The following is a 17,055-nucleotide window of genomic DNA, read 5'->3' on the forward strand; positions in this document are numbered from 1 at the left end:
CGACGATCTGTCGTAAACGGACAGGTCGTCGGCTTCTGCATTTATAGGGCGCCGGTCACGGCGTCGGACTGCTGGCATTATGACTCTTATACTTGGTATTGATCCGGGTTCACGCATTACCGGTTATGGTGTGGTGCATGACAGTGGTCGTGGCTGTACCTATGTGGCTTCCGGGTGTATCCGCACCGGTGATGGCGAACTGCATGAGCGCCTGCAGATTGTGTTTCGCGGCGTGCGTGAGGTGATTCGTGCCTATGGACCGGTCACCATGGGCATCGAGCGGGTGTTCATGGCACGTAATGCCGATTCGGCACTCAAACTGGGTCAGGCGCGGGGTGCTGCCATCGTCGCCGGGGCCGAAGAGGGGCTGGAGATCGCCGAATACAGCGCGACCCAGGTCAAGCAGGCAGTGGCTGGCACCGGTGCGGCCAACAAGGAACAGGTGATGATGATGGTCATGCACCTGCTCAAGCTCACCAGCAAGCCCCAGATTGATGCCTCCGATGCGCTGGCCATTGCCTTGTGCCATGCCCATACCCGATCCAGCCTGGCGCCTCATGGGTTGAGTGCGGCGCGCAGTCGACGCGGGCGGTTGCGGCTCTGATTGCAGCATCCGCTCGCATTTTTTCACTTGCTTGCAGCCATGATTGTGTCCATTTTTTCAGTGGGCCAAGGGCAATATAGGATCTGACGGTGATTGGACGTTTACGCGGTGCACTGGTCGAAAAGCAGCCGCCCCACCTGGTGCTGGATGTCAATGGGGTCGGTTACGAGCTCGAGGTGCCGATGACCACGCTGTACCGGCTGCCGCATGTCGGTGAAAGCGTGACGCTGCACACTCATCTGGTGGTGCGTGAAGACGCGCACCTGCTTTATGGCTTTTTCGAGAAGCGCGAGCGCGAGCTGTTTCGCGAACTGATCCGCCTCAATGGCGTGGGCCCCAAGCTGGCCCTGGCCTTGATGTCGGGGCTCGAGGTCGATGAGCTGGTGCGCTGCGTGCAGGCCCAGGACACCTCGGCGCTGACCCGTATTCCAGGTGTCGGCAAGAAGACCGCCGAGCGGCTGCTGGTCGAGCTCAAGGATCGCTTCAAGGCCTGGGAGTCCTTGCCGGGGACATTCGCCCTGGTTTCCAGCGGGCCTGGCGTACTTGAGCCCGCCGCCTCGGAAGAGGCTGATGCCGTTAGCGCGCTGATTGCCCTGGGCTACAAGCCCCAGGAGGCGAGCAAAGCCGTCTCCGCCATCAAGGATAAAGACTTGAGCAGTGCCGACCTGATTCGCCGTGCCTTGAAGGGGATGGGTTAAGTGATAGAAGCCGACCGTCTGATAAGCGCCGCTGGCAGCCGTGATCGCGAAGAGCAGATCGACCGCGCCATCCGCCCCCTGAGCCTGGCCGACTACATCGGCCAGCCGACCGTGCGCGAGCAGATGGAACTGTTCATCCAGGCGGCGCGCGGACGCAACGAATCGCTGGACCACACCCTGATCTTCGGCCCGCCAGGGCTTGGCAAGACCACCCTGGCCAATATCATCGCCCAGGAAATGGGCGTGTCGATCAAGAGCACCTCCGGGCCGGTGCTGGAGCGCCCGGGCGACCTGGCAGCGATCCTGACCAATCTTGAGCCCAACGATGTGCTGTTCATCGACGAGATCCACCGGCTTTCGCCCATCGTCGAGGAGGTGCTGTACCCGGCCATGGAGGATTTTCAGCTCGACATCATGATCGGCGAGGGGCCGGCTGCCCGTTCGATCAAGCTCGACCTGCCGCCGTTCACCCTGGTCGGCGCGACGACGCGCGCCGGGATGCTCACCAATCCGCTGCGTGACCGCTTCGGGATCGTACAGCGCCTGGAGTTCTACAACATTGCCGACCTGTCGACCATCGTGTCGCGCTCGGCCGGCATCCTGGGGCTGACCATCGAGCCTGAAGGCGCCTTCGAGGTCGCCCGTCGCGCGCGTGGCACGCCGCGTATCGCCAACCGCTTGCTGCGCCGGGTACGCGACTTCGCCGAAGTCCGCGGCAACGGCCAGATCACGCGGCAGACAGCTGACAAGGCCTTGAACCTGCTGGATGTCGACGAGCACGGTTTCGACCATCAGGACCGCCGCCTGCTGTTGACCATGATCGAGAAGTTCGACGGTGGCCCGGTCGGGGTCGACAACCTGGCGGCGGCCATCAGCGAAGAGCGTCATACCATTGAGGACGTGCTGGAGCCGTACCTGATCCAGCAGGGCTACATCATGCGTACGCCACGTGGACGCGTGGTGACCCGGCATGCCTATTTGCATTTCGGGCTGAACATTCCATCAAGAATGGGCGATATGCCAGTTATTGGGGAACCAGTCGATGATCCTGTCGACTAATGGCATCGGGGCAGGGTTCAAGCGCTTCCCGTCAGGATTGAAGGCCGGGTTGTGCGATGCCATCGGGCCTGTTTTGCGAAACGTTGAAAAACAGTTGTATCACCTGATTGGCAACCCGAGGAGTAAGCACTAGAGTATGCGCGCGCAAAACGGGGTTCAGTCGTTCGCCCATCTGTGTCGTGTCTATTACGAGGACACGGATGCCGGCGGCGTCGTCTACTACGTCAACTACCTGAAATTCATGGAGCGGGCTCGCACCGAGCGGCTGCGGCAACTGGGCTTTCTCCAGTCCCGGCTGGCCGATGAGAACCTGTTGTTCGTCGTGCATTCAAGCGAGGCGCGTTACCACAAGCCTGCACGGCTGGACGATGAATTGTCGGTCACCGCGCAAGTCATCGAATTGAACCGCGCCAGCCTGCGTTTTCGTCAGCAGGTCAGGCGGGTAACGGATGCAACGCTGCTCTGTGAAGGGCAGTTTCTGGTGGCGTGTGTAAGCGCCGATAGTTTCAAACCCCGGGCCATTCCCCAAGCGCTGCGCACGGCCTTTGCCGATGATCAGCGCGACACGGGCACCTATTCGGATTCAGAGCAGGAGATACAGCGTGGAAGCTAACGTCGTCGACCATACCTCCATGTGGAGTTTGGTCAGCAATGCCAGCATTGTCGTTCAGTTGGTGATGCTGAGCCTGGTGGCGGCCTCGGTCGCCTCCTGGGTCATGATTTTTCAGCGTAGCAACATGATTCGTGCCGGCCGCCGTGCACTGGACAGTTTCGAGGAGCGGTTCTGGTCGGGCATCGACCTGTCCAAGCTCTACCGCCAGGCCGGCAGCAGCCCGGACCCGGATTCGGGGGTCGAGCAGATCTTCCGTGCCGGCTTCAAGGAGTTTTCCCGTCTGCGCCAGCAGTCGGGTGTCGATCCGGATGCGGTGATGGAAGGTGTGGCCCGTGCCATGCGCGTAGCCATCTCGCGTGAAGAAGAGAAGCTGGAGACCGGGCTGTCGTTCCTGGCCACTGTCGGTTCGACCAGTCCGTACGTCGGCCTGTTCGGGACCGTATGGGGCATCATGAACTCCTTCCGTGGCCTGGCCACCGCCCAGCAGGCCACCCTGGCGACCGTCGCCCCCGGCATTGCCGAGGCCCTGATCGCAACAGCCATCGGCCTGTTCGCCGCGATCCCGGCCGTCATGGCCTACAACCGCTTCGCAGCGCGCACCGAGACCCTGATCAATCGCTACTACACCTTTGCCGATGAGTTCCAGGCCATCCTGCACCGCAAAGTGCACACCAGCGAAGAATGAGGTACTGATTCCCCATGGCTCTGATCGCTCGAGATCGTCGCAAAAAACGCAGGCCGGTCGCCGAAATGAACGTGGTCCCCTACATCGACGTGATGTTGGTGCTGCTGGTCATTTTCATGGTGACAGCCCCCATGATCAATCAGGGTGTGAAGGTCGATCTGCCCAAGGTCTCCAGCGAGGCCTTGCCGCAGGACAACAACAATCAGGTCCTGACCATTTCGATCAAGGCCGACAAGACCTACTACTGGAACCTCGGCAGCGAAGTCGACACCGACAAGCAGATGGACAAGGCCATGACCTTGCCGCAACTGACCAGTGCCGTGACCAAGATCGTTGCTTCCGGACGTGACGCCGGCAAGCAGACACAGGTGTTCATCCGCGGTGACAAGGCGGTCGACTACGGTTCGGTCATGGTGACCATGGGCGGGCTGCAGAAAGCCGGGATTGCCAACGTCGGCTTGATTACCGAGGCGCCCTGATGCAACCAATTCGAGAGCCGTCCGCCTCGGAGAATTACTTCTGGCCTACTGTCTGGGCCGTGGGTCTGCACATCCTGATTTTTGGCACGCTCTTCGTCAGTTTTGCCATGACCCCCGAGCTGCCTGAAGCCAAGCCGGTGGTTCAGGCGACGCTGTACCAGCTCAAGTCCAAGAGCCAGGCGACCACCCAGACCAACCAGAAGATCGCAGGCGAGGCGAAGAAAACCGCTGCCCGGCAGAGCGAGGCCGAACAGCTGGAGCAGAAAAAGATCGAACAGGAAGCTGTAAAGGCGGCGGAACAAAAGAAAGTCGACGCCGCTCAAAAAGCCCAGGAACAAAAGGCTGCCGAAGAGGCGCGCAAGGCCGCCGAGCAGAAGGAAGCCCAGGAAAAGGCGGCCGAAGAAAAAGCCGAGCAAAAGGCTGAAGAAGCCAAGAAAGCGGCCGATGAAGCCAAGAAGGCCGCCGCAGACGATGCCAAGAAGGCCGCTGACGCCAAAAAGGCAGAAGAGAAACAATTGGCTGATATAGCCAAGAAGAAGGCTGAAGAAGAGGCGAAGAAAAAAGCCGAGGAAGAGGCCAAGAAGGCCGCTGCCGAGGACGCCAAGAAAGCCGCTGCCGAAGAGGCCAAGAAGAAAGCGGCCGACGAGGCCAAGAAAAAAGCGGCTGAAGACGCCAAGAAGCAGGCTGCCGAAGACGCCAAGAAGAAAGCCGCCGAAGACGCGAAGAAGAAAGCCACTGCCGATGCTGCTGCCAAGAAGGCTCAGGATGCTGCACGCAAGGCTGCCGAAGACAAGAAGGCGCAAGCACTGGCCGACCTGCTCTCCGACAAGACCGAACGTCAACAGGCCCTGGCCGACGAAGTCGGTAATGAAACGGCCGGCAGCTTCGACGACCTGATTCGCATGCGTGCATCCGAAGGCTGGGCACGTCCGCCATCGGCGCGCAAGGGTATGGCCGTGGTGCTGCAGATCGGTATGTTGCCTGACGGTACTGTGACGTCGGTCAGTATTTCCCGCTCCAGCGGCGATGGTCCGTTCGACAGTTCGGCGGTAGCAGCGGTCAAGAACATTGGTCGTTTGACAGAGATGCAGGGGCTCAAACCAGCTGAGTTCGCGCCCTATCGTTCATTCAAGATGACATTCACACCTGAGGATCTAGCCTTGTGATTAACCTTCTTCGAGGACTGCTTGTAGTTCTTTGCTGTGCGGCAGGATTGGCTGTCGCAGAGGAAAAGAACATTATGGTCACCAGCGGAAGTGACCGTGCCACCCCGATTGCCGTCGTGCCGTTCGGCTGGCAGGGCGGTAACGTCCTGCCTGACGACATGGCCGAAATCATCGGCAACGACCTGCGCAACTCCGGCTATTACACGCCGATTCCACGTCAGAACATGATCAGCTTGCCGGTTCAGGCCAGCGAAGTGGTGTTCCGTGACTGGAAAGCGCTGGGTACGCAGTACGTGATGGTGGGTAACATCACCCCGTCCGGCGGTCGCCTGCAGGTGCAATATGCCCTGTTCAACGTCGCCACCGAGCAGCAGGTGTATGCCGGCAACGTTTCGGGCACCACCGATCAGTTGCGCGACATGTCGCACTATATTGCCGACCAGTCGTTCGAAAAGCTGACCGGCATCAAGGGCGCCTTTTCGACTCGCATGCTGTACGTGACGGCCGAGCGTTTCTCCGAAGCCAACACCCGCTACACCCTGCAGCGGTCTGATTATGACGGTGCGCGTGCGGTGACCTTGTTGCAATCGCGCGAGCCGATTCTGTCGCCGCGTTTTGCGCCTGATGGCAAGCGTATCGCCTATGTGTCGTTCGAGCAGAAGCGTCCGCGCATCTTCGTTCAGCACATCGATACCGGTCGCCGTGAGCAGATCACCAACTTCGAAGGCCTCAACGGTGCGCCGGCCTGGTCACCGGACGGCAGCCGCCTGGCATTTGTGCTGTCCAAGGACGGCAACCCGGAAATTTATGTCATGAATCTGGCCAGCCGCCAGATCAGCCGGGTGACCAATGATTCCTCGATCGACACCGAGCCGTTCTTCGGCAAGGATGGCTCGACGATCTACTTCACGTCCGACCGTGGCGGCAAGCCACAGATCTACAAGACCAGCGTTTCCGGTGGTGGCGCCCAGCGCGTGACCTTCACAGGCAACTACAATGCCAACCCGAAACTGTCGGCCGACGAGAAGACCCTGGTGATGATCCATCGTCAGGAAGGCTTCACTAACTTCAAGGTGGCGGCTCAGGATCTGGCGCGTGGGAGTGTAAAAATCCTCACAGACAGTAACCTTGATGAGTCACCCACTGTCGCGCCCAACGGCACCATGGTAATCTACGCCACCCGCCAGCAGGGCCGGGGAGTCTTGATGCTCGTGTCCATCAATGGACGCGTAAGGCTCCCGCTTCCTACCGCTCAAGGCGAAGTCAGAGAACCGTCCTGGTCCCCTTACCTGAACTGACGCGGCGCTACACAAGTTTTTGCTTAACACACTGGGGTTCATTAGGAGTTTCAAGATGGAAATGCTGAAGTTTGGTAAGTTTGCTGCGCTGGCTCTGGCCATGGCCGTAGCAGTAGGTTGCTCCTCCAAGGGCGGCGACAATGCCGGTGCCGGTACTGGTGCTGTCGATCCTAACGCTGGTTACGGCTCCAACACTGGTGCTGTCGACGGCAGCCTGAGCGAAGAAGCTGCTCTGCGCGCAATCACCACCTTCTACTTCGAATACGACAGCTCGGACCTGAAGCCAGAAGCCCTGCGCGCTCTGGACGTTCATGCCAAGGACCTGAAAGGCAACGGCGCTCGCGTCGTTCTGGAAGGTAACACCGACGAGCGCGGCACTCGCGAGTACAACCTGGCTCTGGGCGAGCGTCGTGCGAAAGCCGTTCAGCGCTACCTGGTGCTGCAAGGCGTTTCCCCAGCTCAGCTGGAACTGGTTTCCTATGGTGAAGAGCGTCCAGTTGCCACCGGCAACGACGAGCAATCCTGGGCTCAAAACCGTCGCGTCGAACTGCGTAAGTAATTTGACATGCGAACGTGCCGTCGTGCTCTAACCGTTTTGGCTCTCACCCTTCCGCTTGCGGCGTGGGGTGCGGTACCTGTAGTCGGTGACAATTCTGGCTCTGGCAGCAGCTACCCGCCAGCGGGATATGGCACGTCCGGCGCCTATGCGGGGGGCGGGGTTGCGGCCCAGCCCTCCGCACAGGGTCAACTGTTTCTACAGTTGCAGCAGATGCAGGAAGAAATCGCGCGTTTGCGCGGTATCGTCGAAGTCCAGCAAAATGACATCCAGCGCATCAAGCAGGAAGCCCTGGAGCGTTATCAGGAACTCGACCAGCGTATCGTCAGTGGCGCTGCCACGGCGAACAACAATTCTCAACCCGCTGGCAATGCAGTAAACGCCAGCGGGACGCCTTCGGCCCCGGTCAGTAATGCTGCACCGGTTGCGGGGGGCGAGCCGCCTGATCCGGCGAAGGAAAAGCTTTATTACGAAGCAGCCTTCGACCTGGTCAAGGCCAAGGATTTCGACAAGGCCAGCCAGGCTTTTGCCGCTTTCCTGCGCAAGTATCCCAACAGCAGCTACGCGGGCAACGCCCAGTACTGGCTGGGTGAAGTCAACCTGGCCAAAGGCGACTTGCAAGGTGCAGGCCAGGCGTTTGCCAAAGTCAGCCAGGCCTATCCCAAGCATGCCAAGGTGCCGGATTCGCTCTACAAGCTGGCTGATGTCGAGCGTCGCCTGGGCCATACCGACAAGGTCAAGGGGATTCTCCAGCAGGTGATTGCCCAGTATCCGGGCACCTCGGCTGCGCAATTGGCGCAGCGTGACCTGCAACGCCTCTGATCGACCGTACAGCTGTTCAAGAAAGCCGCGCTTGTCGCGGCTTTTTTCGTTAGACTTCGCACCCGAAATTTTTTGCTCATTACGCTTCCTGGTATTACGCGAGCGCGGATACCCTGAAGTGCCTGACGGAGGCGGACAGCCTGTTTAGCTGTTACGCCCGTGGCCCCTATGCAAGACACCCTACGCATCACCGAAATATTTCACTCGCTGCAGGGTGAAACCCGAACCGCCGGGTTGCCCACCGTATTCGTGCGCCTCACCGGCTGCCCGTTGCGCTGCCAATATTGCGACAGCGCCTACGCCTTTACCGGCGGCACCATCACCACGCTGGATGCCATCGTCGAGCAGGTCGCGACCTGGAAGCCGCGCTATGTCTGCGTGACCGGTGGTGAGCCGCTGGCGCAGCCCAATGCCATTCCCTTGCTCAAGCGCCTGTGTGACGCCGGCTATGAGGTGTCGCTGGAGACCAGTGGTGCCCTGGACATCTCGGCAGTTGACCCACGGGTCAGTCGCGTGGTCGATCTCAAGACGCCGGGGTCACTGGAAGTGGCGCGCAACCGTTATGAAAACATGCAATGGCTGACGCCCAATGACCAGGTCAAGTTCGTGATCTGCTCGCGCGAAGACTACGACTGGGCGGTGTCCAAGCTGATCCAGTACCGGCTTGACGAGCGTGCCGGCGAAGTCTTGTTCTCGGCCAGCCATCATCAGCTCAAGGGTCGTGACCTGGCCGACTGGATCGTGGCGGACAATCTGCCGGTACGCCTGCAGATGCAATTGCACAAACTGCTTTGGGACGACGAGCCAGGGCGCTGAGGGGAAATGAACATGAGCGATAAAAAAGCAGTCATCCTGTTGTCCGGTGGCCTGGACTCCGCCACCGTGGTGGCCATGGCCCGTGCCGAAGGCTACGCCTGCTACACCATGAGCTTCGATTATGGCCAGCGGCACCGTGCCGAACTGCAGGCCGCGGCACGTGTGGCCCGTGATCTGGGTGCCATCGAGCACAAGGTCATCGGTCTTAACCTGGACGGCATGGGCGGCTCGGCGCTGACCGACAGCAGCATCGATGTACCCGAAGCGCCGACCGAAGGTATTCCGGTCACCTATGTGCCGGCCCGCAACACGGTGTTCCTGTCGCTGGCGCTGGGCTGGGCCGAAGTGCTTGGGGCGCGGGATATCTTCATTGGCGTCAATGCCGTGGACTATTCCGGGTATCCCGATTGCCGCCCCGAGTTCGTCGAGGCTTTCGAGCGCCTGGCCAACCTGGCGACCAAGGCCGGAGTCGAAGGGCAGGGCTTTACCATTCAGGCGCCCCTGCAGAACCTCAGCAAGGCGGATATCGTCGCGGCGGGCATGAAGCTGGGTGTGGATTATTCACTGACGGTGTCGTGCTATCAGGCCGATGATCAGGGACGTGCCTGCCGCAAATGCGACAGTTGCCGCCTGCGTGCCGAAGGCTTCGCGGCAGCCGGTGTTGCAGACCCGACGAACTATTTTTAGTTTTTTTGCGCAAGGGTGTTGAATTACTGATAAAAATCAGTAATATACGCCCCACGCAACGGGTCGTTAGCTCAGTTGGTAGAGCAGTTGGCTTTTAACCAATTGGTCGTAGGTTCGAATCCTACACGACCCACCATCTTCAAAGGCAGCTGCAAGAAGGTTCAGGACACTCTTGGTGTCAGGGCCGCAGATGTCAGTAGCGAGTCAGTGGCTCAGCCTACAGAAACACCTTGAAACCCACCTTATCAGGTGGGTTTTTGCGTTGGGGTGTTCCATTCCTTACAGCGGGCATGGCGCTGGCCTATTCTCTTTCGTGAAAACACGTCATTCTTGAAATACCTTGAAACAACTGTGACAGTCTGATGGTCAACAGCTCATCCTGTCCATTGTCTGGTTTCGCATGAAAACACCCGATCCTGCCCGCCGCCTGCCCTACCTCGATCAGATGCGTAACCTGAAGATGGCGCGTTCTGCCCATGCCTACGTGCGCGGCAGCACCGTGCAATTCTATGAGTGGCTGCAAAGCCAGCCCGGCCGCCGCCTGCCCAGTGGGCCGGCCGTGTGGATCTGTGGAGATTGTCACGCCGGTAACCTGGGGCCGACCGGAGACCTCAAGGGCGAGACCGATGTACATATTCGCGACCTCGATCAGACAGTGGTGGGTAACCCCGCCCATGATCTGGTCCGTCTCGCCTTGTCGCTGGCCACCGCTGCCCGTGGGTCCGATCTTCCGGGTGTGACCAGCGCGCGTATGCTCGAAGAAATGATGCGCGGCTACGAACTGGCCTTTGAAACCAGCCTTGACCAGGAACCGCTGCGCCCGCAGCAGGTCAAGGCTGGCTTGCGCAGCGCGGTGCGGCGCACCTGGAAGCATCTGGCCAAGGAGCGCATGGCTGGCAGTCGTCTGACCTTGCCCCTGGGCAAGCATTTCTGGCGACTGAGCAAGGCCGAGCGCCAGGCCATCGAGGTGCTGTGCCTGACCCCGGAAATTCATGCGCTGGTGACTTCGCTCAAGGGCCGCAGTCATGACAGCGACGTGCAACTGCTGGACTGCGCCTATTGGGTCAAGGGCTGCAGCTCACTGGGCTTGCGCCGCTATGCGGTGTTGCTGAGTGTAAGCGATGGCGACGATGAAGATTATTGCCTGCTGGACGTCAAGCAGGCGGTGGCGGCCGCTGCCCCTCGCGCCGCCCGCGCCGGCATGCCTCGGGACAACGGCAGGCGTGTGGTCGAGGGCGCACGACAGTTATCACCGGGGCTGGGCAATCGAATGCTCGCCGTGCGCTTGCTGGAGCATTCGTTCTTCATCCGCGAACTGTTGCCACAGGACCTCAAGCTGGAGCTTGACCAGCTTGATCCGCGTCAGGCCATGGAGGCTGCCGGTTACCTGGCCCGGGTCGTCGGTCAGGCTCATGCACGGCAGATGGATCTGGAAGATCGCCTGGCCTGGATGACTGACCTGCAGAGAAATCGTACCCGTACGCTCGATGCGCCGTCATGGCTATGGAGCAGCGTGGTGCAATTGGTGGGCGACCATGAAATGGGTTATCTGGCGCATTGCCGTCGCTATGCACTTGAGCAGGCAATCGCCTGAGCGACAAGCCAGCAGCGTGTCATGCCGTGTGAACGAAAAACAGGCCTGCTGCCTGGGCCTGACTGCCTGTCTTGCGCAGGTAAAGATGCGCCACGGCATCGGTCAGATAGAAGACATCGGTAAAGGGCGCCGGGAAGTCAGCCGAGTAAAACTGGCAGAAGAATTCGTAATCGTCATCAATCGGCGGGTTGGTGGGCGCCCAGTGGGGTGGCGTCATACTGATCAGTGAGTCGGCTGGAATATCCTGCGGACCCAGTGTCCGCTCGCCAAGGATGGCCGATCGTTGCTCGATGCTCGCCACAGGGCTGTATTGCAGTTCATGGTTGCCCGCAGCTAATACGGCCGTATAACCACTGGCGCGTGTCGGGCGGTGAAGTACGGCAGCGTCGAAGGTGATGCTGTCCAGAAAGTAGCCGTCAGGGCTGTAGGTGGAGAACACATACAGAATCCCGTGTGCCGGCAGGCTGTCAGTCTGGATATGCTGGCGAAGCTGTGCGCAGTCGAGGGTTGCAACCAGGGTCAGGGGCTCGCCGTCGGGGTTGTACGGCCAGTGTTCTACATGGGCCGCGTTGCCACCCAGCGTGATGCCACACCCGTCTGTGCTGCCAGACGTTAAAAAAGACATGCCCAGCACTGTCATGGCTGCGCTCAAACGATGTACTCCGGGCGTCCCGCCTCGTCCCACGCCTTGAAGCGGGCATCGATCAGGCCTGAGAGCTTGTCATAGTTGGCCCAGGTGTCATCGACCCGGTACAGCGATTGCTCATCCACGTTGAAGGCCTGAAAATAGTCATCGATATAGCGGCTGTCGTTCTCCAGTCCCTGGTAATACGCCAAGGCAAAGGCATTGCCGGTCTTGTCGAATTCCTGGTCGGTGATTCTTTCGTCCAGCATGCTCAGCACGAACTGTGCACCGGTGATCGAGCGCTCTTTGAGGTCATCCAGTTCATCTTCGGCGTCTTCCAGTAACTCTTCGCTGACCCGGTCGTTGATCACCATCCAGCTCAGGAACATGCCGATATGCGTAGCGCTTGCAGCATCAGGCAGGTCCTTGGGGTAGGTGCCTTCGTAGTGCCAGGAGGCATCGTCGTACTTCATGGTGATTTCCTTGGGCCGCCTTTGGCGAATGAAGGGGAGGGCGGATCGATCGCCCGGCTTGAAGCATAGACCGCGACTGCTACAGGAGTTCCGGATACAGGGTTTTATATAAATGATAATCAGTCATGTTTTGGCGTTCTAAAAACTTGCTCCGTTAATTGTTCTTTGAGGGTAGAATCGGCCCGCTTTCGGCCACGCAACGCTGATGGCGCTCTCCCTGCAAAGGCCTGGTTTTATGTCAGGCGGCCTTTGAGGTGTAAACTTGTATTACGCGCCACCGCGCACTCAGGTCCAGCCAACATGACGCAGATTTCCGAACGCTTTCTGGTGCAGGCGCATCTCGCTGCCAAACAGCCGAAAGAGTTGAGCCTTGAAGAACAGGCCCAGTACCGTGAACAGATTGCCGCCGAACTCAAGGCGCGAGATGCGGTGCTGGTTGCTCACTATTATTGCGATCCGGTGATCCAGGCCCTGGCCGAGGAGACCGGTGGTTGCGTGGCCGACTCGCTGGAGATGGCGCGTTTCAGCAATAACCACGCTGCCAGTACCGTGCTGGTGGCCGGCGTGCGCTTCATGGGCGAGACCGCCAAGATTCTCAACCCGGAAAAGCGCGTGTTCATGCCGACCCTGGAGGCCACCTGCTCACTGGATGTCGGTTGCCCGGTCGATGAGTTCTCGGCGTTCTGCGACCAGCATCCCGAGCGCACGGTGGTGGTCTATGCCAATACCTCGGCGGCGGTCAAGGCACGGGCCGACTGGGTCGTGACCTCGGGCTGTGCGCTGGAGATCGTCGAAAGCCTGATGGACAACGGCGAAAAGATCATCTGGGCCCCGGACAAGCACCTGGGGCGCTGGATCCAGCGGCAGACCGGCGCCGACATGCTGTTGTGGGACGGGGCGTGCATCGTGCACGAAGAGTTCAAGTCCAAGCAGCTCGAAGACATGAAGGCCTTGTACCCGGAAGCAGCCGTGCTGGTGCACCCTGAGTCGCCGGAAGCCGTGATTGCCCTGGCCGATGCCGTGGGCTCGACCAGCCAGATGATTGCCGCCGCCCAGCGCCTGCCCAACAAGATGTTCATCGTGGCGACCGATCGCGGCATTTTCTACAAGATGCAGCAGCTGTGCCCGGACAAGATCTTCATCGAAGCCCCCACTGCCGGTAACGGCGCGGCTTGCCGAAGCTGCGCGCATTGCCCGTGGATGGCCATGAACACCCTGGAGCGCACCCTGCAATGCCTGCGCGACGGCAGCAACGAGATCTTCGTCGACCCGGCCCTGATCCCGCAGGCCGTACGGCCCTTGCAGCGCATGCTCGACTTCACCCAGGCCGCCCGCCTCAGGCAGGCCGGCAACGCCTGAATCTGCGTGCGTTAGTTAAAGGCCCGTCCTGGCCTCATCGCCGGCAAGCCGCCTCCCACAGGACTGATGTCGCCCAAGGTCTCGGGCCTGGCACCGGACTGTGGGAGGTGGCAACTGTCTGGCGATAGCTGTGTGACAGGCGCAGCAGGTGTATGGGCCTTGCTGGCCTCATCGCCGGATCGCCGCCCGCAGCAAGCCGCCTCCCGCCGGATTGATGTCGCCCGGAATATCGGGCCTGGCACCGGACTGTGGGAGGTGGCAACTGTCTGGCGATAGCTGTGTGACAGGCGCAGCAGGTGTATGGGCCTTGCTGGCCTCATTGTAGGATCGCCGCCCGCAGCAAGCCGCCTCCCACAGGATTGATGTCGCCCAAGGTCTCGGGCCTGGCACCAGACTGTGGGAGGCAGCTCTGCTGGCGATTGCGGAGTAACAGGCAGCGCAGGTGTGCCGGCTTTACCGGCCCTGTCGCGAGCAGGGCGCCCTCCCACAGAATGGGTGTCAGACGGGAAACCGGCGAACCCTTTTGGATTGAATTCCATACCAGGTGCCGGGCTTTTTATTGCGTTCGCAAAGGCTCAGTTCATCATGCCCTTGACCAGTCGCTCCTGCTCGGCCAGGGCTCTCTGCCGGGCGTCAATGCGTGAGGCCACCTGGAAATTATTGTTGGAGCGGCGTTTGGCGAAGTCCAGTTGCTGGATGGCCTGGCGAAAATCCCCGACCAGCGCGAAGTATTCGGCACGTGCCTCGTGCAGGCCCACGGTGTTGCCGTTCAGGCCGCGTGCCTCGGCCACCTGATACCAGACGTCCGGATCGGCCGGTCGCCGCTTGAGCAGCGCGTCAAGCGCCTTCTCGGCCTCGGCGGTACGTCCTTGCTTGAGTTGTACATCGATGCGCGCCTGGTTGAGCGGGTAATTGCCCGGGTACAGCGTCAGCATGCGGTCGGCCCGTTGTCGCGCCTCGGCCAGGCGGTTGCTGGTGATGTCCAGGTCGATCTGCGCCAGGTTGTACACGACCTCGTTAGGCGACTTGTCCAGCAAGGGCTTGAGGCCGTCTCGCGCTTCATTGAGCTGGCCGCCCTTGATCTGCGCGATGGCCAGGCCGTAGCGGGCGTCGTCGGCGTTCGGGTTCTCGGCCATTTGCGCCCGAAAACGCTTGGCGGCAATGCCTGGGGTTTCTTCATAGAACAACGCGACCCGTGCGCGCATCAGTTGATAGCGCAGGCTGTCTTCCTGGCCGCCAGGTTTGGCCTGTTCGGCGCGGTTGCGGGTGTCGGCGATGCGTGACTCGCTGACCGGGTGGGTCAACAGAAATTCCGGTGGCCTGGCATCGAAGCGGTACTGGCGCATCAGGCGTTCGAACATGGTCGGCATGTTGCGCGGGTCGTAGCCGGCCTTTTCCAGATTGAGGATGCCGATGCGGTCGGCCTCCTGCTCGTTCTGCCGCGAGAAGCGGCGCTGTTCCTGGATCGCGGCGGCCTGGGTGCCGGCGATGGTCGCGATACCGGCGTCGCCGGCGCCGGCAGCGGCCATGACGATGCCGGCCAGCATGGCGGCCATGATCGGCACCTGCATGCGCTGCTGGGCTTCGACACCCCGGGCAAAGTGGCGTTGTGACAAGTGAGCCAGCTCGTGGGCCATGACCGAGGCGTACTCGCCTTCGGTACGGGCATACAGGAACAAGCCGCCATTGACCCCGATGATGCCGCCGGGCGCGGCAAAGGCGTTGAGCTGGTTGCTGTTGATGAGGATGAACTCCAGGCGCCGGTCCTGCACCTGGCTGGTCTCGGCCAGCTTGTACACCGATGTCTCGACAAAATCCTTCAGTTGCGGGTCCGACAGCTGGCCGACCTGTGAGCGCAACATGCCCAGCCATGCCCGGCCCAACTGGTGCTCCTGCTCAGGAGAGACAATCGACGAGCTGGAATCGCCCAGTGAAGGCAGGTCGTCGGCCAGAAGGGTCGGGGTCGCCAGCAGACAGGCAAGGGTGAGCAATGTCGGACGCAGGAAATTCATGCAGTTGGCTCTGGGCGAATGTGCACCTACTGTAGCCGGCTCAATGGCTTGCTGGCCAGAGTGGGGTATTCTTGCCGGCTTGTGCGAAGGGTCGTGATGACTTTTTGCCAGATTGATGTGTCCGCCCGGAGAAAAGCGATGTCTGACGCTGTAGCCCCCCCATTGTTCGATGCCGAACTCGATGCGCGCGGGCTCAATTGCCCGTTGCCGTTGCTCAAGGCCAAGATGGAGCTCAATCGCCTGGACAGTGGCGCGGTGCTCAAGGTGACGGCCACCGACGCCGGTTCACAACGCGATTTTCGCAGTTTCGCCCGCCTGGCAGGCCATGCCCTGTTGCATGAGCAGGCTGACGCCGGGCTTTACACCTATTGGTTGCGCAAGGCCTAGGCAACCGTTCTCGCGCAAAAGGATGCCTGATGTACAAAGTGCTTAGCGACTGGATGCAGCGCTACTTCTCGGACGAAGAAGCGGTGGTGCTGGCAGTGTTGTTGTTTGTGGCCTTCACCCTGATCCTGACCCTGGGCGGCATGCTGGCGCCGGTGCTGGCCGGCATGGTCCTGGCCTTTTTGATGCAAGGCGTGGTCGGCCTGCTGGTGCGCTTGCGCATGCCGGAGCGTGTGGCGGTGGTGCTGGTGTTCACCCTGTTCATCGGCGTGCTGCTGGTCTTTCTGCTGGTGCTGGTGCCCTTGCTGTGGCACCAGTTGATCACCCTGTTCAACGAGTTGCCCGGCATGCTCGCCAAGTGGCAATCGCTGTTGCTGCTGCTGCCTGAGCGCTACCCGCACCTGGTCTCGGACGAACAGGTGTTGCAGGCCATCGAGGTGGCGCGTGGCGAGGTGGGCAAGTTCGGGCAACTGGCATTGACCTTTTCGCTGTCGAGCCTGCCGCTGCTGGTCAACCTGATGATCTACCTGGTGCTGGTGCCGATCCTGGTGTTCTTCTTTCTCAAGGACCGCCACCTGTTCGGACGCTGGGCGCGGGGCTACCTGCCGCGTGAGCGCGGACTGCTGACCCGCGTGGCCAGGGAAATGAACCGGCAGATCGCCAATTACATTCGCGGCAAGGTCATCGAGATCTTCATCTGTGGCGCGGTGACCTATGTGGCCTTCGTGGCGCTGGGCCTCAACTACGCTGCATTGCTGGCCATGCTGGTCGGCATTTCGGTGGTGGTGCCCTATGTGGGGGCGGTGGTGGTGACCGTGCCGGTGGCGCTGATCGGCCTGTTCCAGTGGGGCTGGGGTGACCAGTTCATCTACCTGATGATGGTCCACGGCATTATCCAGGCGCTCGATGGCAACGTGCTGGTGCCGATGCTGTTCTCCGAGGCGGTCAACCTGCACCCGGTGGCGATCATCTGCGCCGTGCTGCTGTTCGGCGGGCTGTGGGGCTTCTGGGGGATCTTCTTTGCGATTCCACTGGCGACCCTGTTCAAGGCAGTGCTTGACGCCTGGCCACGCCAGGAGCCGGTGGTCGCGCCGCTGATGTAGCCGTTGACCGAAGGCGTCGCAA

The 17,055-nt window shown here is 60.7% G+C and carries 19 protein-coding genes and 1 tRNA gene; 17 read left to right on the forward strand and 3 right to left on the reverse strand.

Going from position 1 to position 17,055, the window contains the following annotated elements:
* The first annotated feature begins 79 nt into the window (after positions 1-79).
* The 14 genes from ruvC (at position 80) to ASF84_RS03080 (ending at position 11,077) form a co-directional block, all read left to right on the forward strand.
* Positions 80-604 carry a crossover junction endodeoxyribonuclease RuvC gene (gene ruvC / locus ASF84_RS03015; RefSeq protein ID WP_056835055.1) on the forward strand — a complete coding sequence of 175 codons (525 nt, stop codon included), beginning with the start codon at positions 80-82 and terminating at the stop codon, positions 602-604.
* Positions 605-693: 89 nt separating this feature from the next.
* A complete protein-coding gene (gene ruvA, locus ASF84_RS03020) occupies positions 694-1,302 on the forward strand; it encodes a Holliday junction branch migration protein RuvA (protein WP_056835057.1) in 609 nt (202 codons plus the stop codon).
* Positions 1,303-2,361, forward strand: a complete 1,059-nt coding sequence (ruvB, locus tag ASF84_RS03025; protein WP_056835058.1) for a Holliday junction branch migration DNA helicase RuvB — start codon at positions 1,303-1,305, stop codon at positions 2,359-2,361. It abuts the gene before it with no gap.
* A gap of 136 nt (positions 2,362-2,497) precedes the next feature.
* Positions 2,498-2,974, forward strand: a complete 477-nt coding sequence (gene ybgC, locus ASF84_RS03030; RefSeq protein WP_056835060.1) for a tol-pal system-associated acyl-CoA thioesterase — start codon at positions 2,498-2,500, stop codon at positions 2,972-2,974.
* Positions 2,964-3,659 carry a protein TolQ gene (gene tolQ, locus ASF84_RS03035; protein WP_056835063.1) on the forward strand — a complete coding sequence of 232 codons (696 nt, stop codon included), beginning with the start codon at positions 2,964-2,966 and terminating at the stop codon, positions 3,657-3,659. The genes ybgC and tolQ overlap by 11 nt, the downstream gene beginning before the upstream one ends.
* A gap of 14 nt (positions 3,660-3,673) precedes the next feature.
* Positions 3,674-4,138, forward strand: coding sequence for a protein TolR (gene tolR / locus ASF84_RS03040; RefSeq protein ID WP_056835064.1), 465 nt, complete (start codon positions 3,674-3,676; stop codon positions 4,136-4,138).
* Positions 4,138-5,304: a cell envelope integrity protein TolA gene (tolA, locus tag ASF84_RS03045; protein ID WP_056835066.1), complete on the forward strand. Its 1,167-nt coding sequence runs from the start codon at positions 4,138-4,140 to the stop codon at positions 5,302-5,304. The genes tolR and tolA overlap by 1 nt, the downstream gene beginning before the upstream one ends.
* Positions 5,301-6,602: a Tol-Pal system beta propeller repeat protein TolB gene (gene tolB / locus ASF84_RS03050; RefSeq protein WP_056835069.1), complete on the forward strand. Its 1,302-nt coding sequence runs from the start codon at positions 5,301-5,303 to the stop codon at positions 6,600-6,602. The genes tolA and tolB overlap by 4 nt, the downstream gene beginning before the upstream one ends.
* A 55-nt stretch (positions 6,603-6,657) precedes the next feature.
* Positions 6,658-7,161, forward strand: a complete 504-nt coding sequence (pal, locus tag ASF84_RS03055) for a peptidoglycan-associated lipoprotein Pal (RefSeq protein ID WP_056835071.1) — start codon at positions 6,658-6,660, stop codon at positions 7,159-7,161.
* Between the two features lie 6 nt (positions 7,162-7,167).
* The gene (gene ybgF / locus ASF84_RS03060) at positions 7,168-7,980 is read left to right on the forward strand and encodes a tol-pal system protein YbgF (protein ID WP_082481280.1); all 813 of its coding nucleotides are present in this window, start codon (positions 7,168-7,170) and stop codon (positions 7,978-7,980) included.
* Positions 7,981-8,148: 168 nt separating this feature from the next.
* On the forward strand, positions 8,149-8,796 hold the full coding sequence (gene queE, locus ASF84_RS03065) for a 7-carboxy-7-deazaguanine synthase QueE (protein ID WP_056835076.1): 648 nt from the start codon (positions 8,149-8,151) through the stop codon (positions 8,794-8,796).
* A gap of 12 nt (positions 8,797-8,808) precedes the next feature.
* Entirely contained in the window at positions 8,809-9,483 is a 675-nt protein-coding gene (gene queC, locus ASF84_RS03070) for a 7-cyano-7-deazaguanine synthase QueC (RefSeq protein ID WP_056835078.1), read from the forward strand.
* Between the two features lie 60 nt (positions 9,484-9,543).
* Positions 9,544-9,619 (forward strand) — tRNA-Lys (locus ASF84_RS03075).
* A gap of 264 nt (positions 9,620-9,883) precedes the next feature.
* Entirely contained in the window at positions 9,884-11,077 is a 1,194-nt protein-coding gene (locus ASF84_RS03080) for a DUF2252 family protein (protein ID WP_056835080.1), read from the forward strand.
* 19 nt (positions 11,078-11,096) lie between these two features.
* Here the strand turns inward: ASF84_RS03080 and ASF84_RS03085 are convergent, their stop codons facing one another.
* Both ASF84_RS03085 and ASF84_RS03090 read right to left on the reverse strand, forming a co-directional pair.
* Positions 11,097-11,717 carry a DUF1963 domain-containing protein gene (locus tag ASF84_RS03085; protein WP_056835082.1) on the reverse strand — a complete coding sequence of 207 codons (621 nt, stop codon included), beginning with the start codon at positions 11,715-11,717 and terminating at the stop codon, positions 11,097-11,099.
* Between the two features lie 8 nt (positions 11,718-11,725).
* Positions 11,726-12,175: a DUF7832 domain-containing protein gene (locus ASF84_RS03090; protein ID WP_056835084.1), complete on the reverse strand. Its 450-nt coding sequence runs from the start codon at positions 12,173-12,175 to the stop codon at positions 11,726-11,728.
* Positions 12,176-12,475: 300 nt separating this feature from the next.
* Between ASF84_RS03090 and nadA the strand changes: the two genes are divergently transcribed.
* Positions 12,476-13,534 (forward strand): quinolinate synthase NadA, encoded by a 1,059-nt coding sequence (gene nadA, locus ASF84_RS03095; RefSeq protein ID WP_056835086.1) that lies wholly within the window; start codon positions 12,476-12,478, stop codon positions 13,532-13,534.
* A gap of 575 nt (positions 13,535-14,109) precedes the next feature.
* Here nadA and ASF84_RS03100 read toward each other — a convergent pair.
* Entirely contained in the window at positions 14,110-15,546 is a 1,437-nt protein-coding gene (locus ASF84_RS03100; protein WP_056835088.1) for a M48 family metalloprotease, read from the reverse strand.
* Positions 15,547-15,684: 138 nt separating this feature from the next.
* Between ASF84_RS03100 and ASF84_RS03105 the strand changes: the two genes are divergently transcribed.
* Together ASF84_RS03105 and ASF84_RS03110 are read left to right on the forward strand one after the other, a co-directional pair.
* Complete coding sequence (locus ASF84_RS03105; RefSeq protein ID WP_056835091.1) at positions 15,685-15,933, forward strand: sulfurtransferase TusA family protein; 249 nt, start codon at positions 15,685-15,687, stop codon at positions 15,931-15,933.
* A gap of 29 nt (positions 15,934-15,962) precedes the next feature.
* The gene (locus tag ASF84_RS03110; RefSeq protein WP_056835092.1) at positions 15,963-17,033 is read left to right on the forward strand and encodes an AI-2E family transporter; all 1,071 of its coding nucleotides are present in this window, start codon (positions 15,963-15,965) and stop codon (positions 17,031-17,033) included.
* The last annotated feature ends 22 nt before the right edge of the window (positions 17,034-17,055 follow it).

It is taken from the genome of Pseudomonas sp. Leaf127 (assembly GCF_001423155.1).
In the GTDB taxonomy this organism is placed as follows: Bacteria; Pseudomonadota; Gammaproteobacteria; order Pseudomonadales; family Pseudomonadaceae; genus Aquipseudomonas; species Aquipseudomonas ovata.